Annotated in this window: 20 protein-coding genes and 5 tRNA genes; 9 read left to right on the top strand and 16 right to left on the bottom strand. The window is 73.9% G+C overall.

Annotated features, from left to right (window positions below; all coding sequences use genetic code 11):
* Nucleotides 1-129: 129 nt before the first annotated feature.
* Nucleotides 130-645, top strand: coding sequence for a DsbA family protein (locus ACWGSR_RS26490; protein WP_376243954.1), 516 nt, complete (start codon nt 130-132; stop codon nt 643-645).
* A 19-nt stretch (nt 646-664) separates the two neighbouring features.
* On the opposite strand, the gene ACWGSR_RS26485 is transcribed toward ACWGSR_RS26490, so the two are convergent.
* From ACWGSR_RS26485 to ACWGSR_RS26475, 3 genes are all read right to left on the bottom strand, one after another.
* A complete protein-coding gene (locus ACWGSR_RS26485; RefSeq protein ID WP_453569574.1) occupies nt 665-1,504 on the bottom strand; it encodes a GNAT family N-acetyltransferase in 840 nt (279 codons plus the stop codon).
* Between the two features lie 68 nt (nt 1,505-1,572).
* Nucleotides 1,573-2,400 (bottom strand): aminotransferase class IV, encoded by an 828-nt coding sequence (locus tag ACWGSR_RS26480; RefSeq protein ID WP_453569572.1) that lies wholly within the window; start codon nt 2,398-2,400, stop codon nt 1,573-1,575.
* On the bottom strand, nt 2,397-3,464 hold the full coding sequence (locus ACWGSR_RS26475; RefSeq protein WP_376243962.1) for a chorismate-binding protein: 1,068 nt from the start codon (nt 3,462-3,464) through the stop codon (nt 2,397-2,399). The genes ACWGSR_RS26480 and ACWGSR_RS26475 overlap by 4 nt, the downstream gene beginning before the upstream one ends.
* A 244-nt stretch (nt 3,465-3,708) precedes the next feature.
* Between ACWGSR_RS26475 and ACWGSR_RS26470 the strand changes: the two genes are divergently transcribed.
* From ACWGSR_RS26470 to ACWGSR_RS26450, 5 genes are all read left to right on the top strand, one after another.
* Nucleotides 3,709-3,781, top strand: a tRNA-Gly gene (locus ACWGSR_RS26470).
* A 39-nt stretch (nt 3,782-3,820) separates the two neighbouring features.
* Nucleotides 3,821-3,894, top strand: a tRNA-Cys gene (locus ACWGSR_RS26465).
* 1 nt (nt 3,895) lies between these two features.
* Nucleotides 3,896-3,967 (top strand) — tRNA-Val (locus ACWGSR_RS26460).
* A 34-nt stretch (nt 3,968-4,001) separates the two neighbouring features.
* Nucleotides 4,002-4,073 (top strand) — tRNA-Val (locus tag ACWGSR_RS26455).
* A gap of 38 nt (nt 4,074-4,111) precedes the next feature.
* A tRNA-Val gene (locus ACWGSR_RS26450) sits at nt 4,112-4,186 on the top strand.
* 103 nt (nt 4,187-4,289) lie between these two features.
* On the opposite strand, the gene ACWGSR_RS26445 is transcribed toward ACWGSR_RS26450, so the two are convergent.
* The 3 genes from ACWGSR_RS26445 to ACWGSR_RS26435 form a co-directional block, all read right to left on the bottom strand.
* Nucleotides 4,290-4,583, bottom strand: a complete 294-nt coding sequence (locus ACWGSR_RS26445; RefSeq protein ID WP_053644148.1) for a TFIIB-type zinc ribbon-containing protein — start codon at nt 4,581-4,583, stop codon at nt 4,290-4,292.
* 67 nt (nt 4,584-4,650) lie between these two features.
* Nucleotides 4,651-5,604 carry an aminoglycoside phosphotransferase family protein gene (locus tag ACWGSR_RS26440; protein ID WP_453569674.1) on the bottom strand — a complete coding sequence of 318 codons (954 nt, stop codon included), beginning with the start codon at nt 5,602-5,604 and terminating at the stop codon, nt 4,651-4,653.
* Nucleotides 5,605-5,962: 358 nt separating this feature from the next.
* Nucleotides 5,963-6,130 (bottom strand): hypothetical protein, encoded by a 168-nt coding sequence (locus ACWGSR_RS26435; protein ID WP_365539931.1) that lies wholly within the window; start codon nt 6,128-6,130, stop codon nt 5,963-5,965.
* 508 nt (nt 6,131-6,638) lie between these two features.
* On the opposite strand from ACWGSR_RS26435, the gene ACWGSR_RS26430 reads away from it, so the two are divergent.
* Nucleotides 6,639-7,859 (top strand): serine/threonine-protein kinase, encoded by a 1,221-nt coding sequence (locus tag ACWGSR_RS26430; RefSeq protein WP_376243966.1) that lies wholly within the window; start codon nt 6,639-6,641, stop codon nt 7,857-7,859.
* A gap of 27 nt (nt 7,860-7,886) precedes the next feature.
* On the opposite strand, the gene ACWGSR_RS26425 is transcribed toward ACWGSR_RS26430, so the two are convergent.
* The 8 genes from ACWGSR_RS26425 to ACWGSR_RS26390 all read right to left on the bottom strand — a co-directional run bounded on the left by ACWGSR_RS26425 (nt 7,887) and on the right by ACWGSR_RS26390 (nt 18,864).
* On the bottom strand, nt 7,887-8,705 hold the full coding sequence (locus tag ACWGSR_RS26425) for a TrmH family RNA methyltransferase (protein ID WP_376244010.1): 819 nt from the start codon (nt 8,703-8,705) through the stop codon (nt 7,887-7,889).
* 50 nt (nt 8,706-8,755) lie between these two features.
* On the bottom strand, nt 8,756-10,006 hold the full coding sequence (cobA, locus tag ACWGSR_RS26420) for a uroporphyrinogen-III C-methyltransferase (RefSeq protein ID WP_376243969.1): 1,251 nt from the start codon (nt 10,004-10,006) through the stop codon (nt 8,756-8,758).
* Between the two features lie 318 nt (nt 10,007-10,324).
* Nucleotides 10,325-13,741 carry a nicotinate-nucleotide--dimethylbenzimidazole phosphoribosyltransferase gene (cobT, locus tag ACWGSR_RS26415; protein ID WP_453569567.1) on the bottom strand — a complete coding sequence of 1,139 codons (3,417 nt, stop codon included), beginning with the start codon at nt 13,739-13,741 and terminating at the stop codon, nt 10,325-10,327.
* Nucleotides 13,742-14,044: 303 nt separating this feature from the next.
* Entirely contained in the window at nt 14,045-15,289 is a 1,245-nt protein-coding gene (gene cbiE / locus ACWGSR_RS26410; protein WP_453569564.1) for a precorrin-6y C5,15-methyltransferase (decarboxylating) subunit CbiE, read from the bottom strand.
* Nucleotides 15,290-15,349: 60 nt separating this feature from the next.
* The gene (locus ACWGSR_RS26405) at nt 15,350-15,985 is read right to left on the bottom strand and encodes a GNAT family N-acetyltransferase (protein WP_376243981.1); all 636 of its coding nucleotides are present in this window, start codon (nt 15,983-15,985) and stop codon (nt 15,350-15,352) included.
* Between the two features lie 181 nt (nt 15,986-16,166).
* Complete coding sequence (locus ACWGSR_RS26400) at nt 16,167-17,024, bottom strand: MetQ/NlpA family ABC transporter substrate-binding protein (protein WP_453569560.1); 858 nt, start codon at nt 17,022-17,024, stop codon at nt 16,167-16,169.
* 92 nt (nt 17,025-17,116) lie between these two features.
* Nucleotides 17,117-17,785: a methionine ABC transporter permease gene (locus ACWGSR_RS26395; protein WP_376243986.1), complete on the bottom strand. Its 669-nt coding sequence runs from the start codon at nt 17,783-17,785 to the stop codon at nt 17,117-17,119.
* Nucleotides 17,782-18,864 (bottom strand): methionine ABC transporter ATP-binding protein, encoded by a 1,083-nt coding sequence (locus ACWGSR_RS26390; protein ID WP_376243989.1) that lies wholly within the window; start codon nt 18,862-18,864, stop codon nt 17,782-17,784. Before ACWGSR_RS26390 ends, ACWGSR_RS26395 begins: the two co-directional genes overlap by 4 nt.
* 560 nt (nt 18,865-19,424) lie before the next feature.
* Between ACWGSR_RS26390 and ACWGSR_RS26385 the strand changes: the two genes are divergently transcribed.
* Together ACWGSR_RS26385 and ACWGSR_RS26380 are read left to right on the top strand one after the other, a co-directional pair.
* Complete coding sequence (locus ACWGSR_RS26385) at nt 19,425-19,787, top strand: hypothetical protein (RefSeq protein ID WP_376243992.1); 363 nt, start codon at nt 19,425-19,427, stop codon at nt 19,785-19,787.
* A 2-nt stretch (nt 19,788-19,789) separates the two neighbouring features.
* Nucleotides 19,790-20,200: a hypothetical protein gene (locus ACWGSR_RS26380; RefSeq protein WP_376243994.1), complete on the top strand. Its 411-nt coding sequence runs from the start codon at nt 19,790-19,792 to the stop codon at nt 20,198-20,200.
* 29 nt (nt 20,201-20,229) lie between these two features.
* Here the strand turns inward: ACWGSR_RS26380 and ACWGSR_RS26375 are convergent, their stop codons facing one another.
* A complete protein-coding gene (locus tag ACWGSR_RS26375) occupies nt 20,230-20,718 on the bottom strand; it encodes a GNAT family N-acetyltransferase (protein WP_376243997.1) in 489 nt (162 codons plus the stop codon).
* 36 nt (nt 20,719-20,754) lie between these two features.
* Nucleotides 20,755-21,393, bottom strand: coding sequence for a sigma-70 family RNA polymerase sigma factor (locus ACWGSR_RS26370; protein WP_453569554.1), 639 nt, complete (start codon nt 21,391-21,393; stop codon nt 20,755-20,757).
* Between the last annotated feature and the right edge of the window lie 180 nt (nt 21,394-21,573).

Raw genomic sequence — 21,573 nt, 5'->3', positions numbered from 1 at the left:
CCCGGTGAACCCCCGGGTCCCGGTGAACCCCCGGGTCCCGGTGAATCCCCGAGCCCCGGCCGAGGGCTCGGGCCCGGTGGGCCCCGGGTGCCGGCGAGCCGCCGGGCGCCCGTGAGGGAGACTGCTGACATGAGTGACTCCACCACCGCACCCGTCTCCCCCGTCGTCCTGGAGGCGTGGTTCGACCTCCAGTGCCCCGACTGCCTCCGGGCACTCGACGACGTCCGCGCGCTCCGCGAGAAGTACGGCGACCGGCTCGACGTGCAGCTGCGCCACTTCCCGCTGGCCAAGCACAAGCACGCGTACGCCGCGGCCCAGGCCGCCGAGGAGGCCGCCGAGCAGGGCAAGGGCTGGCCGTACGCCGAGGCGCTGCTCGCCAGGACCGCCGAGCTCGGCGAGCGGGGCGAGCCGGTCCTCCTGGAGCTGGCGGCCGAACTGGGCCTGGACGCCGAAGAGTTCGACACCGCCCTGATCGACGGCCGGCACCTGCTGACCGTCGACGCGGACGAGGCCGAGGGCAAGGCGATCAAGGTCACCGGCACGCCGACCTATGTGATCGGCGGCGAGCGCCTGGACGGCGGCCAGAGCCAGGAGGGCCTGCGGGAGCGGATCGAGACGATCGCCGACCGCCTCCTCGGCGCCTGACCCGCCCGCCCGGACGGGCCTACAGCAGCTGCTTGGCGCCGTTGACGTAGGTCGTGCGGTAGCCGAGCGACTCGTAGAGCCGGACCGCCGGGGTGTTGTCCGCGAAGACGTGCAGTCCGAGCAGGGTCTCCCCGGCCTCCCGCGCGACCCGCTCGGCCAGCAGCATGAGCGCCCGCCCGTAGCCGTGCCCGCGCTGCTCCTCGTCCACCTCGATGTCGTACACGTAGGCGGCCCGCCGCCCCGGTTCGAGCTCGGTCCGGCCGGTCCACAGGACACCGGCGGGCCGCCCGTCCCGGACCAGCACGTGGAACGCGGCGCCGGGGGTGGCGAGTCCCTCGGGCAGGAGGGTGCGGTGGCTGTTCTCGGCCTTCGCGCGCGCCAGCTCCTCGGGGACGCCCCGCTCGGTCCAGTCCCGTGCGAAGACCTCCCTGGCCCGCGCCTCCCACGCCTCGTACTCGGCGCCGGTGATCGGCCGGACCTCGACGCCCTCCGGCAGGGCGGGCGGGACGTCGGGCAGTTCTTTGACCATGTTCCGGCTGCGCTCGACGTAGCCGAGCGAGCGGACCATGCGCAGCGCGGGGGCGGCGTCGGCGGGCACCGACACCCGCACCTGGACGCAGCCCCAGCTCCGCAGCACCTCCTCGGAGGCGAGCGCGGCGACCGTGCCCCGGCCCCTCCCCCGGTCCGGCTCGTCGATCCGGAGGTCCTGGATCACTCCCGAGGCGGCGCCGAAGGCGGGGTCGGTGGCGAGGTGGACGGAGCCGACACGGCGGCTGTTCACGCACACGTCGTAGGTGCGGGAACGGCCGCCGCCGGGCAGCTGCTGAAGCGGCTCGACCGGCCGCAGGGTGGTGGTCATCGGAAGTGTTCTACCCACCACCGGGGCCGTCCGTCATCGGGTTTACCCGCGGTCCGCGACCGGCCCTATCAGAGGCGCGGGTCCCGGTCGCGGGCCGCGTGCTCGTCGAAGGCCCGCATGGCCTTGGCGGTGACCGGTCCGGGCGCGGGCGACAGTTCGCGCCCGTCGACCCGGTGCACGGCCTGCACGTCGCGGAGGGTCGAGGTCAGGAAGACCTCGTCGGCGCTCTCCAGGACGTCCAGCGGCAGGTCGGCCTCCTCCGCGCCGGTCCACCGCACGGCGAGGGCGCGGGTGATGCCCGCGAGGCAGCCGGAGGAGACGGGCGGGGTGAGGATCCGGCCGTCGACGACGACGAAGACGTTGGAGCCGGTGCCCTCGCAGAGCCGCCCCACCGTGTTGGCGAAGAGCGCCTCGGAGGCCCCCTGCTCGCGCGCCTTCGCGAGGGCGACGACGTTCTCGGCGTACGAGGTGGTCTTGAGGCCGGTGAGGGCGCCGCGCTCGTTGCGGGTCCAGGGCACGGTGACCACGGCGGTGGTGTCGGGGCGGCGGCCGGTCTCGCCGAGGGCGACGACGAGGCTGGTCCCGGCGTCGCCGCGCTCCGAGCCGAGCGGGGAGGGGCCGCCGGTGTACGTGATGCGGAGCCGGCCGAGCTCCATCGGGTTGGCCTCCAGGACGGCGGCGCAGGCCCGGCGGACCTCGTCGAGGTCCGGGTCGGGCAGGCCGAGGCCCCGGGCCGAGCGGGTGAGGCGCTCCAGGTGGAGGGTGAGGGCGAACGTCTCCCCGCGCTCCGCCTTGACCGTCTCGAAGACGCCGTCGCCGACGGTCAGTCCGTGGTCCAGTACGGAGACCCGGGCGGTCTCCGCGTCGTGCAGCCCGCCGTTGACCCAGAGTTTCATCGAGAAATGGCCTTTCCTGTCGCCTCGGAGGCGCCTGGTTCGTAGGCGCCCGACGCTATCGCGACCAGCCGGGACGCCTTCAGCTCGGTCTCCTCCCACTCGCGCTCCGGATCGGAGCCCCAGGTGATGCCGGCGCCGGTGCCGAAGCGCAGCACGCCCTCGGGGCGGTCGATCCAGAAGGTGCGTATGCCGACGGCCAGCTCGCCGGTGGCCGCGTCGGCGTCGACCCAGCCGACGCCCCCGCAGTAGGGCCCCCGGGGCGCGGTCTCCAGGGCCTCGATGATCCGCAGCGCGCTGGACTTGGGGGCGCCGGTGACCGAGCCGGGCGGGAAGGTGGCGGCGAGCAGTCCGGGCCAGCCGGCGTCCTCGCGCAGCACTCCGGCGACGGTGGAGACCAGGTGGACCAGGCCGGGGTGCTCCTCGACCGCGCAGAGGGCGGGGACGGTGACGGAGCCGGTCTCGCTGACGCGCCCCAGGTCGTTGCGGACCAGGTCGACGATCATCACGTTCTCCGCGTGGTCCTTGGGCAGGAGGTCGGCGGCGGTGCGGCCGGTGCCCTTGATCGGCCCCGAGGAGACCAGGGCCCCGTCCCTGCGCAGGTAGAGCTCGGGGGACGCGGTGGCGATCTCCACGCCGTGGGCGGGCAGGCGGATCGTTCCGGCGTACGGGGCGGGGTTGCCCCGGGCGAGGAGCGCGGTGAGGGCGTCCACGTCGGCGGCGGCCGGGTCCGGCAGCGGCGCGGACAGCACCCGGCAGAGGTTCGCCTGGTAGACCTCGCCGCGCGCGATGTGCTCCCGCACCCGCCGTACGCCCGCGGTGTACGCGGCGCGGTCGAGGGAGGACGTCCAGGCGTCGGCGGCGGGGCCGCGCCAGGCGCCCGGCACGGGCGCGGGCACCGGGTCCGGCCGCACGTCCCCGAAGCGGGCGCAGGTCAGGCGCCCTTCGAAGTCGGCGCAGACGGCCCAGAAGCCGGTGGAGTCCAGGGCCTCGGGGTCGTGGGTGACGTCCCGGAGGTCGGTGGCGACGAGGCCGCCGAAACGGGCCAGAGGTGCGAGGTCGTACACGCGTCGAGTCTAGGTCGGGCGGGACGGGGGCACCGGGCCGCGTGCGACCTGGGCTGCGCGCGACTCCGGGAACACGGCGAGTGAACGCCGCGCGAACCCTCCGGGGGTCCCGCCGGGGGGTGGCCGTCGGCGCCCCGGTCGGCCCGCAGGTCAGCACGCTGCGGAAACGCGTTTTTGTACTGGCCCGGGAATCCGCTAGAGTTCAACACGTCGCCGGGACGCGCAAGCGGAACGGAAACGACAAGCGGACGTGGCTCAGTTGGTAGAGCATCACCTTGCCAAGGTGAGGGTCGCGAGTTCGAATCTCGTCGTCCGCTCGATGTGGGGGATCTTCCCGAACCCCCGTATTCACTCCTGGTGGAGTGGCCGAGAGGCGAGGCAACGGCCTGCAAAGCCGTCTACACGGGTTCAAATCCCGTCTCCACCTCCAAGGACGATTAGCTCAGCGGGAGAGCGCTTCCCTGACACGGAAGAGGTCACTGGTTCAATCCCAGTATCGTCCACTGGACCTTCGGGTCCCGGATCTCCGGATCCCCCGCGCGATTAGCTCAGCGGGAGAGCGCTTCCCTGACACGGAAGAGGTCACTGGTTCAATCCCAGTATCGCGCACGCAGTACGACCGCCTTCGGGTAGGTTGTGCACAGCCCGCGCGATTAGCTCAGCGGGAGAGCGCTTCCCTGACACGGAAGAGGTCACTGGTTCAATCCCAGTATCGCGCACCACAAAAAGAAGCCCCCGGCCGCATCTCGCGGCCGGGGGCTTCTTCGTTCCGAGAGGTCGGGGGCCGGGAGGTCCCGGGGAAGTCCCGGGACCTCCCGGGAGAACTCAGGAGGAGAAGAGCATCCGTCCGAAGCCGCGCTGGCGGTAGTGACCGCCGCCGTGGTGGCCGCCGTGGTGCGGGGCGCCCCAGGCCGGCGCGGCGGGAGCGGGCTGCGCCGGGTAGGCCTGCGGGGCGGGCGGCGCCGGCGGGGCCTGCTGGACCCACTGGGACTCCAGGCGGGTCAGGGCCTCCAGCTCGCCGTAGTCCAGGAATATGCCCCGGCAGCCGCTGCACTGCTCGATCTGGACGCCGTTGCGGTTGTACGTGTGCATGGCCGCATGACACTTGGGACACTGCATGCTCGGCTCAACTCCCTGACATTGCCGTTCGAATGGTGGCTTCACCTTACGTGGACGCCGAAAGTGCCTACCCGGTTCGATGTCCGGCGATGCGGGCGCAGGTGTCGATCATCACCTCCTCCACCTCGTCCAGCGGCCGGCGTTCGGCCGAGGACTTCGCGAGGGCCAGGGCGGCGGTCTGCACCGTCAGGGCACGGGCCGGCACGTCGAGCCCGACCCAGGGATCGGCCCCCACCGCCGGGCCGCCCGCCTCCTGGTACGCGCCGAGGAAACGGGACCAGACCTCCGGGGGCAGGATGCCGGCGGCGAACCAGGCGGCCGGGCGGGCCAGGTCCCAGGCGGGGTCCCCCGTGCCGAGGTCGTCGACGTCGATGAGCCGCCAGGACGAGGGGCCCTCCGGGGTGGGAGCGGGAGAGGGCGGTACGACTCGGACGAGTTGGCCCAGGTGGAAGTCGCCGTGGCAGAGCAGGCGGGGGGCGTTCGCGGGGGCCGTGGGTTCCGTGGGGATCGTCGCCCAGGCGGCGAGGACGGTGGCCGCGGCCGGGTGGTCCGGCGCCGCCCGGCGCATCCGGTCCACGGCGAGGGCCGCCTTGAGCGGGGCCCGCATCGCCGGGAGTCCGTCCACGGTCCCGGGCGGGAGCGGAGTGCGGTGGAGCAGGGCCAGGAGCCGCGCCGCCTCCTCCCACGGAGCGGCGTCGGGGTCCGCCGGGTCGACGGGCGGACCGTACGGCCAGACCGTGACCGGCCGCCCGCCGAGCACGTCCGGAGCGGCCGGCGGCAGCGGGAGGGGCGACAGGAGGACGCCGGCCACGTCCGGGCGGGCGGCCAGCGCGATCCGCGCGCGGTGCGCTTCGGGGTCGGTGTCGGGGGCGTGCGCCTTCACCACGAGCGCCCCGTGGCGCACGACGGTCCCGTCCTCCCGGTCCGCGAGCACCCCGACGAGACCGCCGTCCGCGCAGCCGCAGCGTGCGGCGCCGGGCGGATGGGCGGCGGCGCGGGCCAGGGCGGCGAGGCCGTCGATCGGGGCCGGCGGGGCGGACGGGGGCTGGGTGGACGGGGGCTGGGTGGGGGTCACGCGGGGAGCGTACGGGGTGGGGCCGTGGGTCCTCGCGGGCGGGCCGGTGCGGGAAGTTCCGGTGCGGGGTCGTGCGTGGGTTCGGGGCCGGGCATGGATTCGGGGCCGGGCGTGGATTCAGCGTCGGGCCGCTCGTGCGCCGGGGCGGTGCGGGGCGCTCGTACGGCAGGGGGCGGGAACGCGCGAGGGCCGGTCGGCTCCCCAGCCGACCGGCCCCACGCTGCCGTCCGTCGCACCCCCGTCCCCACGGGGCTGATGGTCGGATGTCCCGACCCGGGCCGCTCTCCCGGGTCCGGGGCGCCGCTCAGCGCCCCAGCATCACGCCCACGGACGACGCCTGTGTGACCACCGCTTCCCAGCCGCCGAAGACGACCACGAGCAGGGCCGCGAGAGGAAGGACCATGGCGGTGGCCACCAGGGGGTGACGGCGGCCCGAAGGCCGGCTGGTCGTCCGCGGCGCCGTGTAGGCCATGGTTCCTCTCCCGTCGTGTGGCGCGGCGGGTGCGTAACCTCGGGGGACGAGTGCTGCACCCGCCGCGTGACAACAACCTTAGGAAGCGGGGAGCGCCGGGACGTCATGCCCGCGTACCGACTTGCGGGCCTCCCGGAGGATGACGGCCGCCCGCACGGCGTACTCCCCTGGGTGGAGACGGGGGCGCACAACCCGGGGTCTTCCCCCAGGGGTTGCGCCGGGGAGGGCGTGCGGGGCGAGGGGGCGTGACATCGCTCACTTCCTTGATCGTCGCGGGGGCGTCCGGTTCCGCGGGGTGGTGGGGCTTCCCTCCGGAGGGCGGGGGGCGGGTCGCACGGGGCCGTCAAGTGGGTTTGATCGGAAGGGGGTTGGGGACGGTGGGGTGTCGCCGGTCCTCGGGGGTCCTCCCCAGCACTGACAATCGATCCCGGTGCGAGGGCGCGGCCTATGAGCGCGTGCGGGCGCCACTACGTAAGCTGTGCCACGTCGAACGGACGAGGGGACGGACATGGCGATGATGCGGCTCCGGCGCGAGGATCCGCGGATCGTCGGGTCGTTCCGGCTCCACCGCAGGCTGGGGGCCGGCGGGATGGGCGTCGTGTACCTGGGGTCCGACCGGCGCGGCCAGCGGGTCGCCCTGAAGGTCATCCGGCCCGACCTCGCCGAGGACCAGGAGTTCCGGTCGCGGTTCGCCCGCGAGGTGTCGGCGGCCCGGCGGATCCGCGGCGGCTGCACGGCCCGGCTCGTCGCCGCCGACCTGGAGGCCGACCGCCCCTGGTTCGCCACCCAGTACGTGCCCGGCCCCTCCCTGCACGACCGGGTCGCCGAGGAGGGCGCGCTGCGCGCCGCCGACGTGGCCGCGATCGGGGCGGCGCTCTCGGAGGGCCTGGTCGCCGTCCACGAGGCCGGTGTCGTGCACCGGGACCTCAAGCCGTCGAACATCCTGCTCTCCCCCAAGGGCCCCCGGATCATCGACTTCGGCATCGCCTGGGCCACCGGCGCCAGCACCCTCACCCACGTGGGCACCGCCGTCGGCTCGCCCGGCTTCCTGGCCCCCGAGCAGGTGCGCGGCGCCGCCGTCACCCCCGCCACCGACGTCTTCTCGCTCGGCGCCACCCTGGCGTACGCGGCGATGGCCGACTCCCCCTTCGGACACGGCAGTTCCGAGGTCATGCTCTACCGGGTCGTGCACGAGGAGCCCCAGCTGCACGGCGTGCCCGACGCGCTGGCGCCCCTCGTCCGGGCCTGCCTCGCGAAGGACCCCGAGGACCGGCCCAGTACGCTCCAGCTCTCGATGCGGCTCAAGGAGATCGCGGCGCGCGAGGCGCAGGGGCTGCCCGTCTCCCGGCCGCCCGTGCAGCGGGAGCGGTCCGAGGAGCGGAACACCGTCCGGCCGACGGAGCGGTACACCGAGTACACCGAACGGGACACGCGCGGGCGTGGACCGGAGCGGGCCGGTGAGCGCGGTCCCGAACGCGGCTCCGAGCGGGAGCAGCGGGAGCGGGGTCAGGGGCGGGGCGTGTCCTCGCGTTCCTCCGCCGCCGGGCCGCGCACCGGGGGCTCGCGGTCCCCGCAGTCCCGTTCCGGCACCAGGCCCGGCGTCCGCTCCACCTCGACGGGCCGCCGCCCCGCCAACCCCCGGCTGCTGCGGCAGCGGCTCTTCGTCTTCGTGGTCGTCACCCTGGTCGTCGCCCTCGGCATCGCCGCCGCGCAGGCCCTCCAGGGCTGAGCCGCCCCGGGTCCTCGCGGAGCGCGCTCAGGACTCCGGGCGGCCCGTCGCCACCGCGTAGAACGCGACGGCCGCCGCCGCTCCCACGTTGAGCGAGTCCACGCCGTGGGCCATCGGGATGCGGACCCACTCGTCGGCGGCCCGCAGCGCCTTCTGCGACAGGCCGTCGCCCTCCGCGCCCAGCATCAGCGCCACCCGGTCCCGCTTGTGCGGGGCGGCCTCGTCGATGGAGACCGCCCGCTCCGCCGGGGTGAGCGCGAGCAGTTCGAAGCCCGCCTTCCGTACGGTCTCCAGGCCCCCCGGCCAGCTCTCCAGGCGGGCGTACGGGACGGAGAAGACCGCACCCATGGACACCTTCACGGAACGCCGGTAGAGCGGGTCCGCGCAGTCCGGGGAGAGCAGGACCGCGTCCATGCCGAGGGCGGCGGCGCTGCGGAAGATGGCGCCGATGTTGGTGTGGTCGTTCACCGACTCCATGATCACGACCCGGCGGGCGTCCGCCAGCAGCTCGGCCGCCTCCGGGAGCGGCTTGCGCTGCATCGACGCGAGGGCGCCCCGGTGCACGTGGTAGCCGGTGACCCGCTCCGCGAGGTCCGGGTCGATCACGTACACCGGCGCCTCGGACGCGTCGATGACGTCCCGCATGGTGTCGACCCACTTGGCCGAGAGCAGCATCGACCGCATCGCGTACCCCGCCTGGCCCGCCCTCCGGATGACCTTCTCGCCCTCCGCGATGAACAGGCCCTCGGCCGGCTCCCGTCTGCGGCGGAGCTCCACGTCGGTCAGGCCCGTGTAGTCGTGCAGGCGGGGGTCGTCGGGAGCGTCGATCGTGATGAGTTCGGCCACGGGGTGCTGCTGCCTCGTTCGGGATGGGGTGGGGTGGGGTGGGGTTGTTCTTATGCCGTCGGCTTGTTCGGGGCCTCTGCCACCACGTCGCCTATGACGATCACCGCCGGCGGGCGCACCTCCTGCGTCCTGACCGTCTCCGCGACCGTCGCGAGCGTCGCGTCCACCCGGCGCTGGGCCGCCGTCGTGCCCTCCTGGACCAGGGCCAGGGGGGTCTCCGGGGCCTTGCCGTGGGCGATGAGGGCCTCCGCGATCTTTCCGATCTTGTCGACGCCCATGAGGATCACCAGGGTGCCCGTCAGCTTGGCGAGCGAGGCCCAGTCGACCAGGGAGCGCGGGTCGTCGGGGGCCACGTGCCCGCTGACCACCGTGAACTCGTGGGCCACTCCCCGGTGCGTGACCGGGATGCCGGCCGCTCCCGGCACCGAGATCGAGCTGGAGATGCCGGGGACCACCGTGCAGGCGATGCCCTCGGCGGCGAGCGCCTGCGCCTCCTCCATGCCCCGGCCGAAGACGAACGGGTCGCCGCCCTTCAGGCGGACCACCGACTTCCCCGCCTTCGCGTGCTCGATCAGCGCGTTGTTGATGGCCTCCTGCGCCATGAACCGGCCGTACGGGATCTTCGCCGCGTCGATCACCTCGACGTGCGGGGGCAGTTCGTCCAAGAGGTCGCGGGGGCCGAGGCGGTCCGCGATCACCACGTCCGCCTCCGCGAGCAGGCGGCGGCCGCGCACCGTGATCAGGTCCGGGTCGCCGGGGCCGCCGCCGACCAGGGCGACGAACGGGGTGCGGGCGCGGTGCTGGGGCGCCGCGATCGAGCCGTCCCGCAGGCCCTCCACGATCGCGTCCCGCACGGCGGCCGAGCGGCGCGGGTCGTGGCCGGTGAGCACCGCCACGGTGACGCCGTCGCCGCGGCCGGTGGCCGGGGTCCAGGCGGTGGCCGCCTCGGCGTCGTCCGAGCGCACGCACCAGGTCCGGGTCCGCTCGGCCTCGGCGGAGGCGGCCTCGTTCGTGGCGGGGTCGGTCGTGGCGACCAGGACGTACCAGGCGTCGGCGAGGTCGCCGTCCTCGTACCGGCGCTTGATCCAGGTGATCTCGCCCGTCTCCGCCATCACGTCCACGGACGGGGTCGCGGAGGGGGAGATCAGGGTGATGTCCGCGCCCGCGGCGATCAGGGCGGGGAGGCGGCGCTGGGCGACCTGGCCGCCGCCGAGGACGACCACGCGGCGGCCGGCGAGGCGGAGGCCCACCGGGTAGGCGGGGTGGGCGTCGGGGGTCGCCTTCTCGGTGTTCTCGGCCATGGGTGAGCGGCTCCTCGGGGCGTGGCATGTGCTGGGCCGCTGCGGCGGTGGAGCGGCTGGTGGGACGGCTGATGGGGCGCTGTTGTTCGAGCCCACGATATCCGTGGCACGGGGGCGTCACCCTGTGACGGATCTCCCCGCCGTGGGGCGTGACGTGGGGGCCGCTCCGGAACAGGGTCCGGGACTGCGTGATCTACGGCGCCCACCGCCCTGGAGAGTTCGGCTTCTCGTAGCGCCACACATCGCGCTCGACGTCCCGGACCCTGTTCCTGCGCGGCCCCCACTCCCGTGCGTGGGTGGGGGCCGCGCCGGTGGTGCCTACTTCTCGGTGACTCCCGCCGAGTCGAACGTGGCCACCTCGTGCATCGCGCGGGCCGCGCTCTGCACCAGCGGGAGGGCGAGCAGGGCGCCCGTGCCCTCGCCGAGGCGGAGGTCGAGATCGACCAGGGGGCGCAGGCCCAGCTTGTTCAGGGCCGCCACGTGGCCCGGCTCGGCGCTGCGGTGGCCCGCGATGCAGGCCGCGAGCGACTCGGGCGCGATCGCCCGGGCCACCAGGGCCGCCGCTCCGGTGGAGACGCCGTCGAGGATCACCGGGGTGCGCAGCGAGGCCGCGCCCAGGATCAGACCCACGAGGGCCGCGTGCTCCAGGCCGCCGACCGCCGCGAGGGCGCCGATCGGGTCCTCCGGGTCCGGGGTGTGCAGGGCGAGGGCGCGGCGGACCACGTCCACCTTGCGGGCGTGGGTCTCGTCGTTGATGCCGGTGCCCCGGCCCGTGACCTCGGCCGGGTCCACGTCGGTGAAGACGGAGATCAGGGCGGCGGAGGCCGTGGTGTTGGCGATGCCCATCTCGCCCGTGAGCAGTGCCTTGTTGCCCGCCGCGACCAGGTCGCGGGCCGTCTCGATGCCGACCTCGATCGCGGCCAGGACCTCTTCGCGGGTCATCGCCGGGCCCGTGGTGAAGTCGGCGGTGCCGGGGCGGACCTTGCGGGGCAGGAGGCCCGGGGTGGCCGGGAGCTCGGAGGCCACGCCGACGTCGATGACGCAGACCTCGGCGCCGACCTGGTTGGCGAACGCGTTGCAGACCGCTCCCCCGCCGAGGAAGTTGGCCACCATCTGGCCGGTGACCTCCTGCGGCCAGGGCGTGACGCCCTGGGCGTGGACGCCGTGGTCGCCCGCGAAGATCGCGACGGCCGCGGGCTCCGGGATCGGCGGCGGGCACATCCGGGAGAGGCCCGCGAGCTGGGCGGAGATGATCTCCAGCATGCCCAGGGCCCCGGCGGGCTTGGTCATGCGCTTCTGGCGCTCCCAGGCCTCGCCGAGCGCCTTGGCGTCCAGCGGACGGATGTTCGCGACGGTCTCCTGGAGGAGGTCGTGCGGCTCCTCGCCGGGCAGGGCGCGGCGGCCGTACGTCTCCTCGTGGACGACCCAGGCCAGCGGGCGGCGCTTGGACCAGCCCGCCTGCATCAGCTCGGGCTCCTCCGGGAACTCGTCCACGTAGCCCACGCAGAGGTACGCGACCACTTCGAGGTGCTCGGGGAGGCCGAGGGTGCGGACCATCTCGCGCTCGTCGAAGAAGCTGACCCAGCCGACGCCGAGGCCCTCGGCGCGGGCCGCGAGCCAGAGGTTCTCGACCGCGAGCGCGGAGGAGTACGGGGCCATCTGCGGCTGCGTGTAGCGGCCGAGGGTGTGGCGGCCGCCCCGGGTCGGGTCGGCGGTCACCACGATGTTGACCGGGGTGTCGAGGATGGCCTCGATCTTCAGTTCCTTGAACTGCTTCGCACGGGCCTTCGGCAGCGACCTGGCGTACGCCTCGCGCTGCCGCTGGGCCAGCTCGTGCATCGTCTGCCGGGTCTCGGCGGAGCGGATGACGACGAAGTCCCAGGGCTGGGAGTGGCCGACGCTGGGGGCCGTGTGGGCGGCCTCCAGGACGCGGAGCAGCACCTCGTGCGGGATCGGGTCGGAGCGGAAGCCGTTGCGGATGTCGCGGCGCTCGCGCATGACGCGGAGGACGGCCTCGCGCTCGGCGTCGTCGTAGCCCGGGGCCGCCGGGGAGGGCTCCGGGGCAGGCTCCGGGGTCAGGTCCTCAGCCGGTTCCGGGGTCGGTTCCTGGGCCTGTTCCGAGGCAGGGTCCTGCGCCGGTTCCTGGATCTGTTCGGGGGCGGGAACGGCCTCCGGGGCTTCCTCCCGGGCCGGGGCGGGTGCCGTCGGCTCCTGGGTGGGAGCCGGTTCCTCGGTGAGGGCCGGCTCCTCGGCGGACGCCGGTTCCGGGGCGGGCTGCTCGGCGGGGGCCGGCTCCAGGGGCAGGGCCGGTTCCGCCGTCGCGACGGCTTCCGGGGTCTCCTGCTCCTGCGGCTGCTCGGGAGCCTCCTCCACGACCGGTTCGGCGGGTGCCTGCTCCGCCGGGGCCTCGGGCTCGGTGGCGGGCTCCTCGGGCGCGGTCTCCTGCCGGGCCTGCTCGGGCTCGTCCGGTACGGGGGCGGGAGCGGCGGCCACGACGGGCTCCGGCTCGGGCTCGCGCGGCGCGGGCACGACGACCGCCTCGGGGCCGGTCGGCTCCTCCCAGATCTCCGGGGCGGCCTCGGGCGCGGGCTCCGCCGCGGCGGGCGCCTCGGGCTCGGGGGCCGGCTCCGCGACCGGGGGCCGTTCCGCGGTCGGCGTCGGGGCCAGGTGCGGGGCGGTCGGGACGGTGCCCTCGACCTGGACGAACTGTCCGGAGTGGTCCGGCTGCGGGACGACCGTTTCTGCGGGGGGCTGCGCCACCGGCTCCTGCGCGGTCCACGGCTCGGCGCCCTGCGGCGCGAGCTGCTGCTCCTGCGCGATCTCGAAGTACTCGGGGCCCGTGGTCGGCGGGCCCGGGGTGCGGACCGGCACGGGGACGGGGCCGGTGGCCACGAGGGGCTCCGGAGCGGGCTGCGGGACCGGGGCGGGCGCGGTGGCCGGGCCCCGGTCGGCCAGCGAGCGCACGACTCCGCCGGTGCCCTCGGGCACGGGCGGGCCCATGTGCAGCGGGCGGCGGGCGGGCGGCGGGGTCTGCGCCACGGCCGGCGGGGGCAGGGGGACGCCGCCGAGGTCGACGGAGCCCGAGTCGTGGCCGACGGCCTCGTGCGCGCCGGTGTCGAGGATGCCGGGCTCGTAGCCGTGGTCCGTGAGGACCGGCTCGTGCGGGACGGCGGGGACGCCGTGCGCGGGAGTGCCGGAGGCGGGGACGCCGTGCGCCGGGGTGCCGGCGGCGGGGACGCCGTGCGCCGGGGTGCCGGCGGCGGGGACGCCGTGCGCCGGGGTGCCGGCGGCGGGGACGCCGTGCGCCGGGGTGCCGGAGGCGGGGACGCCGTGCGCCGGGGTGCCGGTGTACGGGTCGAGCGGTACGCCCTGCGGCGGGGTCCGGTCCTGCGGGGCGGTCAGGACGTCGCCGAGGGCGGCGGGCTCGGGGAGCGGGTCCGTGAGCGGGTCGGGCAGGGGGTCCGTCAGCGGGTCGCCCAGCGGGGCCGGGGCCTCCTGGTGCGGGACCACGGGGACCGGCGGGGGCACGGCGACCGGCGGCGCGGGCACGACGCCCGGCGGGTGCTCGCTCCAGGCGCCCTGGGCGCCCGGCATCAGAAGCAGGTCGTCGTCCTCGGCGGTGTGCTCGGAGGGGTCCAGGAAGGTGTACGCGCCCGGTGCGGGGATGCCCGGCTGCTCCACCATGCCTGCGTTCTCCGGCAGCCCCTCGCCCGGGACCTGGCCGGTGTCCGTCATGCGTACCCCTCGCCCATCGCTTGTGCTCCTTCAGACCTGCGCCCGTCGACAACAACGAGCGCGCGCGCCGCGCGGCACGAAGCGCGCGGACACCTGCACATTGTCCCGGTCCTCGGCCGTCGTGGCAGGAAGATTCGCCACGGTGCGCTGTGGACTGCGCCACGTCGCGCGGTCCCCCCTGGTCGCGTACCACACCGGTCTCCCCGAGGGGCGGCCATTTCAGGACATCGGCACACGAAGTGACGAACGTCCGGATGCGGTACAACAATCGGCCAGCCTACCCCGACCGGCGGGGCGGGCGGATCACGGGGAGCGGTCGATCCTGCGCCCGGAGAGCAGGAAGACGGCCGAACGATCGCGTTCCGACCAGGTGTCCGGGTCGAGTCCGACGGTCTGGAGGAGGAGGCTCTCGACGGCGTAGCCGCCGGCGGCGGTGAGGGCGGCGGCGATCGCCTCGGCCTCGTCGCGGGTGGAGGCGTGGGCGACGATGCGCTCCGGGCGCCGGTCGGCACAGGCGGTGACGACGGTGACGCCGCCGGCCGCGATCCGCACGACGTCGGGTTCGGGCAGGCTCTCCAGGACGTGCGGGGCGCGGCCCTGGACGGTCTGGAGGGGGACGCCGTGGCGGCGGGCGGCGGCCTCGGTGCGGGCGCGGGCGGCCGGGTCGAGGTCGACGGCGATGACGGCGGCGCCGAAGCGGGCCGCCTCGACGGAGAAGGCGCCGCCCGCGCAGCCGATGTCCCAGACGAGGTCGCCGGTGCGGGGCCCGAGACGGGCGAGTTGGGCGGCTCGGAGGGCGGGGTCCTCGCCGGCTTTCGGGCGGACCTGATCGGTTCCGGTGCCGTGCCCCTCGGAGTCGTACTCCTCGGTGGGGAGGCCCCAGCCCCGGACCGGGCGGACGGACGGGTCCTGGCCCGCCAGCCAGGGGGCGGCCGGGGCGCCGCCTCCCCCGCCGATGACGAGGACGACGTTCGGGTCGCGCCAGGTGTGGTCGGCGGCCTTGTCGGAGGTGAGGACGGAGACCCGTTCGCGGTCGGTGCCCAGCTCCTCGCAGACGACGAAGGTGCGGTGGACCCCGTCGAGGAGGAGGGCGAGTTCCGCGGGGCCCGCGCCCGGCGAGGTGAGGACGGCGACCTTGGGGTGGGCGCGGCAGACGTTGACGGCCCGGCGCAGGGTGCGCTGCTGGGCGACGACGGTCCGGGCGTCCTCCCAGGGCATGCCGGCCCGGGCGAAGGCGGCGGCGACGGAGGAGACGGCGGGGACGACCTCGACCTCCAGACCGTGCTCGGGCGCGCGCAGGGTGCGGACGACCCCGAAGAAGCCCGGGTCGCCGTCGGCGAGCACGACGGCGGTGCCGCGGTGGCCCGCGATGCGGCGGGCGGCGAGGTCGACGCTGCCGAGGCGGATGCGTTCGGCGGTGGCCGGCACCTCGGGCCGGTCCAGGTGGTGGCCGGCTCCGGCCACCAGGGTGGCGGCGGAGAGCGCGGACAGGGCCGCCGGGGAAAGGGGCGATCCGCCCCAGCCGATCACCGTGACGCGGTCGGCCATCGTCGTCTGTCTCCCTGTGGTGTTGTCGCAGGTCGGGGGCGTGCCGAGCGTACCCGGTCCTCAGCTCCAGTCGGTGTACGAGGAGTATCCGGCCTCGGCCATCTGGTCGGCGACGTCGTCGAGGTCCTCGGGGAGGAGGCCCCAGAGGATGAAGTCGGTGCGCAGCTCGGTCCAGCCGCCGTCCTCGGTGCGGGTGCGGGCTATGCAGGCGTTGCGCAGGACGCCCTCGCTGATGCAGCCGATCTTCTGGGCGACCTGCTGGGAGGCGGTGTTGTCGGCGGCGGTGCGCAGTTCCAGGCGTTCGAACTTCCGGTCGTTGAAGAGCCACCGGGCGGTGGCGAGCGCGGCTTCGGAGGCGTAGCCCTCGCCGCGGGCCCAGGGGGCGACGATGTACGAGAGTTCGGTGGAGCGGACGCGCCAGTCCGTGTTGCCCAGCTGGACGACGCCGACGAGGCGCTGGGTGAGGAACTCGGTGACGGCGAGGTCGAGTCCGCGGCCGGCGGCGCGTTCGGCGGGGGCGCGCTCGGTGATCCAGCGGTGGGCGGCGGCCTCGGTGTAGGGCTGGGGCACGGCGGTCCAGGCGCCGACGAGTTCGTCGTTCATCATCTCGGCGAGCGCGGGGGCGTCCGCCTCCTCGAACGCGCGCAGCACCAACCGGTCCGTGTTGATGGAGATGTCCGGAAAGGTGGTAGTCATGCGCAGCTCCATGCCGTGGACCGTCCGAATCGACCGTGAACGCACAGCATGCAGCATGCCACCGCCGGTGCGCATGGCCGGGTCGGGTACGGCGGAAGGCCCCGCGCACCGGACGGGGTGCGGGGGCCTTCCGCTCAAGGACTGTACGGGGGAACCGGTCTGACGGCCCCTCGGACGGCGGTTACTCCTTGGGGGCGCCGAAGGCCGGGATGACCGAGCCCTTGTAGGTGTCCTCGATGTACTTCTTCACCTCGGGCGAGTTGAGGAGCTCGGCGAGCTTCTGCACGCGGGCGTCCTTCTCGTTGCCCGCCTTCACGGCGAGGAAGTTGGCGTACGGGTTGCCCTCGGCCTTCTCCAGGGCGATGGCGTCCTTCGCCGGCTCCAGCTTCGCCTCCAGGGCGTAGTTGCCGTTGATGACGGCGGCGTCGACGTCGTTCAGGGCGCGGGGCACGGTGGCGGCCTCCAGCTCCTTGAACTCCAGGCCCTTCTTGTCGGTGATGTCGGAGAGCTTGGCGTTGGTGCCGACGCCGTCCTTGAGGGTGATCAGGCCGTTCTCGGCGAGGAGCTGGAGCGAGCGGCCGCCGTTGGTGGTGTCGTTGGGGACGGCGATGGTCTGGCCGGGCTTGATGTCCTTCAGCGACTTGAGCTTCTTGGAGTAGAGGCCGAGCGGCTCCAGGTGGACGTTGACCACGGGGACGATGGTGGTCTTGTTCTTCTGGTTGAAGTCGTCGAGGTACGGCTTGTGCTGGAAGAAGTTGGCGTCGACCTGGCCGGACTGGGTGGCGGTGTTCGGCAGGACGTAGTCCGTGAACTCCTTCACCTCCAGCTTCAGGCCCGCCTTCTCGGCCAGGTTGTCCTTGACGTAGTTGAGGATGTCGGCGTGCGGCGTCGGGGACGCGGCGACGACGAGGGGCTTGTCGGCGGCGCCGGCCGAGTCCTTGGAGGAGGACGGGTCGGAGGAGGTGCCGCAGGCGCTCAGGCCGAGGGCGAGGGCTGCGGTGGCGGCGACGCCGGCGGTGAGCTTGATGTTCTTGCGCACGAAGAGTGCCTCTTTCAGGTGGAGTGGTAGTCGTCTGGACAACAAGTCCGGACTGTTCTTCGAAGGACGAAGTCGGGGGCGGGGCGGACGGCTCAGGCCGTGCGGCCCCGGTGGGCGAGGAGTCGGACGACTCCGTCGCCGATGAGCTGGACGACGGTCACGATGACGACCAGGACGACCACCGTGACGAGCATGAAGGTGGTGTCGAAGCGCTGGTAGCCGTAGGTGACGGCCTTGGATCCGAGGCCTTCGCCGCCGACCGCGCCGGCCATCGCGGAGTAGCCGATGAGCACGATCACGGTGGTGGTGACGCCCGAGACCAGGGAGGGCAGGGCCTGCGGGAGCAGGACCTTGCGGACGATGGTGGGGATGCCGCCGCCCATGGCCTGGACGGCTTCGACCAGGCCGTGGTCGACCTCGCGGATCGAGGTCTCGACGAGGCGGGCGAAGAAGGGGATGGCGCCGATGGCGAGCGGCACGATCATCGCGGTCGGGCCGATGAAGGTGCCGACGACGAAGGTGGTGAAGGGGATCAGGGCGATCAGCAGGATGATGAAGGGCAGCGAGCGGCCCACGTTCACGATCGCGCCGACGACCTTGTTCACCGGCCGGTTCTGCAGCAGTCCGCCCTTGTCCGTGAGGACGAGGAGGATGCCGAGCGGCAGGCCGCCGAGGACGGTGACGACGGTGGCCCACAGGACCATGTAGAGGGTGTCGACGGTGCCCTGCTCCAGCAGGGGCTGCATCTCGGACCAGGTCACTTGGCACCTTCCTTCACCAGTACGGTCGCCGCGTCGGACACCGATTCCTGGACAACCGTTTCTTCGGTGGTCTCGACTTCTTCCACGACCTCGACCTGGAGGCCCTGCTCGCGCAGGAAGCCGACCGGGACGACGTTCTCCTCGTACCGTCCGGGCAGTTCGATCCGCATCCGGCCGATCTGCTTGCCGCCGACGGTGTCCATCGCCGCCCCGAGGATCGAGATGTCGATGTTGTACGTGCGGGAGAGCTGGGAGATGACCGGCTGGGTCGCGGCCTCGCCGTGGAAGGTGACGTCGACGACCGTGCGGTCGGGGCCGGTGGGGGCGCCGCTGACCGGGAAGAGCTCGGCGGCCAGCTGGGAGCCGGGGGTGGCGAGCAGTTCGCCGACGGTGCCGGACTCGACGACGCGCCCGTGCTGCATGAGGGCGGCGGAGTCGCAGATGGTCTTGACGACGTCCATCTCGTGCGTGATGAGCAGGACGGTGAGGCCGAGCTGCTGGTTGAGGTCGCGCAGGAGCTGGAGGATGGAGCGGGTGGTCTCCGGGTCGAGGGCGCTGGTGGCCTCGTCGGAGAGGAGGACCTTGGGCTTGCCGGCGAGGGCGCGGGCGATGCCGACGCGCTGCTTCTGGCCGCCGGAGAGCTGGGCGGGGTAGGCCTTGGCCTTGTCGGCGAGGCCGACGAGGTCGAGGAGTTCCAGGGCGCGGCGGGAGCGCTCGGCGCCGGATATGCCGAGGATCTCCAGGGGGAGCTCGATGTTGTCCTTGACCGTGCGGGAGGACAGCAGGTTGAAGTGCTGGAAGACCATGCCGATGCTGCTGCGCGCCCGGCGCAGGTCCTTGCCCGCGCGGCGGCCCTTGCCGGCGAGGGCGGTGAGGTCGACGCCGTCGACGGTCACCGTGCCGGAGGTGGGGCGCTCCAGGAGGTTGACGCAGCGGATGAGGGAGGACTTGCCGGCGCCGCTCTGGCCGATCACGCCGAACACCTCGCCCTCGCGGACGTGGAGGTCGACGCCGTCCAGAGCGGTGACCTGCCGGCCGCGCGACTCGTAGACCTTGGTCAGGCCCGAAGTGGTGATCACAGGGGTTTCCGTCACTGTCGAGTGCGCGACGCGGGGTCCGTCACGCACGGGGCATTCGTCATCGGACAGTCAGGCGCACGGGGGCCGGTCCGGCGGATGGCCGGGCGTCGGCGGGTGCGCGGGGCAGGCACGGTCCGCCGCCGTCGGGCGGGGGAACCGGTGCGGCCGTCGGTCTCGCTTCGGGGCGCGAAAATCGGCGGGAGCCCTCAGATGGCGCACATTCGACACATACAACGAGCACCGGGCGTCGTGATCGCCTCGGTCGCAAGGGTGCGGCTGCTCGTCGTGGTCATGTCTGCAAGTAAAGCACGCACGGTCGCGAACGAAAGGGGCGTGTCCGAATAGCGGACGTCGTTGAGACGGTATTCGGACACCCCGGAGGCTCGCCCTCCGCTTCTCTTCCCTTGCGTGGCCTGGGGGGACGGGGCGGTCGGCGGACGTGGGCGAGGGCCCGCCGGGGGCCCGTCTGTGGCCAAGGCCACGTGGGCGAGGAGGGCGGCGGCAGGAGGTGGGGAGGGCCGAGCGCATCGGGTCATTCGGACCGTAATACCCTCGGGCGCATGCTCGACGCCCTGACGGTCGCGGTCTCCGCGGCCGCGCTCGCCCTCGCCGCCTGGTGCGGCTTCGCCGCCTTCCGCGACCAGCCGACCAAGGACTGGCACTTCATCGGCATGGCCGTGGTGACCTTCCTGGTCCTGGTCCAGCTGATCGTCGGCATCGTGCAGCTGGCGCGCGGCGAGAAGGCCGAGGAGGGCGCGACGATCTTCGTCGCCTATCTGCTCGGCGCGCTGTGCGCGGTGCCGATCGCCGGGTTCATGTCGCTCGCGGAGCGCAGCCGGTGGGGTTCGGCGACGGTGGCGGCCGGCGCGGTCGTCCTGGCGGTGCTCGAAGTGCGTCTCTACGACATCTGGACGGTGGGCTGACCATGACCGCGACCGAGGGAACGACCCGTCTGGTCAAGGGGCCGGGCATGCTCCTCGTCTGGCTGTACGGGGTGATGTCGGTCGGCGCGGTCTCCCGCTCGATCTACCAGATCGCCACCGAGTTCGACCGGGCGCCGCTCGCGTACTCCCTGTCGGCGGTGGCGGCCGTCGTCTACGTCTTCATCACGTACACGCTGGTGCGGGGCGGGGAGAAGGCCCGCAGGGCGGCGCTGGTGTGCTGCGCCGCCGAGCTCACGGGCGTGCTGGTCGTGGGGGCCTGGACGCTGGTCGAGCCGTCCGCCTTCCCGGACGCGACGGTCTGGTCGGACTTCGGCTACGGCTACGTCTTCATCCCGGTGCTGCTGCCGCTGACCGGGATCTGGTGGCTGCGCAGGTCCAAGGCCGCCGCCTAGCAGGTTCTCGATCCGCCGCCGGACGGGCCCTACGCGGCCTTCTCCAGGGTCACCAGGGTGAGCCGGGGGCCGAGTTCCCGGGTGGAGACCTGTGCGTACCCCTTGCTGCGGTAGAGGCGCAGGTTGACCTCGCTGCGGTGGCCGGTGAAGAGCTGGAAGCGCTTGACGGGCGGAGCGGCCTCGGGGGCGGTGGCGAAGTGGCGCTCTATGGCGTCGAGGAGCCGGCCGCCGAGGCCGTGCCGCCGCATCCGGGGGTGGACGATGAGCTTGGCGATCCGGACGGTGCCGTCCTCGTCGACGCGGGCCCGTACGGAGGCGACGACCTCGTCGCCGAGGCGGGCCACGAGCCCGTGTCCCTCCTCCAGTTCGGCGCGCAGGGCGTCGAGCGACTGGGTGAGCGGCTCGATGGACCAGTCCCCGTAGATCTCCGCCTCGCTCTGGTAGCAGAGGTACTGCAGCTTCAGGATGTGCTCCGCGTCCCGCGCGTCCGCCGCTGAGATGGTCACACTCAGGCCCATGTGTGCACGCCTCCCGCTCATCTGTCGATCATCGGTTCAACACACCCTTCCCCGACGGCCGGGGGCGGGAACCTCTGCAGCCAGCATTCTGCGCAGGCATCCCAGGCAACGGGAACGCATCGGCCCCAGACTCCCCTGTGAGATACCCAACTCTCCTGCGATTTCGCGGTAGGTGAGGTCCTCCGGGTCGAGCATCGCGGTGAGGACGCCGGGGCAGCGGCCGGGGGTGCGGGTGACGGCGGCGCGCAGGGCGCGGCGGCCCTCGGCGGCCATCAGGGAGTGCTCCGGGGAGCCGTGGGGCTCGGCGCCGCCCGGCTCGTGGGCGGGCTCGTCCCGGTAGGGGCGCTCCCGGTCGCCGGTCCTGCGGGCGCGGCGGGCCTCGGCCCGTACGGCCCGGCGCAGCCATTCGGCGGGCCGCTCGGGGGCGCCGGTCTCCCGGAGGCGTTCCAGGAGGCGGAGCCAGACGGCCTGTTCCAGGTCGCCGGGGTCGACGCCGGCGGCCGGGGCCTCGGCGTCCGACTCGGCGGCGAGGAGCGGGGCGAGCTCGTCGAGGAGGCGGGTCGACGCGTCGGCGAAGGGGGCGGGAGGTGCGGATACGGATGCGGGTGCGGGTGCGGGTGCCGGTGCCGGTGCCGGTGCCGGTGCCGGTGCGGCGAGGGTGTCGGGGGTGGTCATGCCCCGCACGATGCCGGGGCACGCGACCGTGGTTGCGGTACGGGGCGTAAACCACCCGGGAGGGGGTCGTGGGGGGGCGGGGGGGGGGGGGGGCGGGGGGGGGGGGGGGCGGGGGGGGGGGGGGGCGGGGGGGGCCCCGTCCTTAACCCCTGGGGGGCGGTCGCGGGGCCGGGGCGGCTC

It is taken from the genome of Streptomyces sp. NPDC055632, assembly GCF_053618675.1.
The sequence above is the reverse complement of the archived record's forward strand: the minus strand, read 5'-3'. Positions and strand labels throughout refer to the sequence as shown.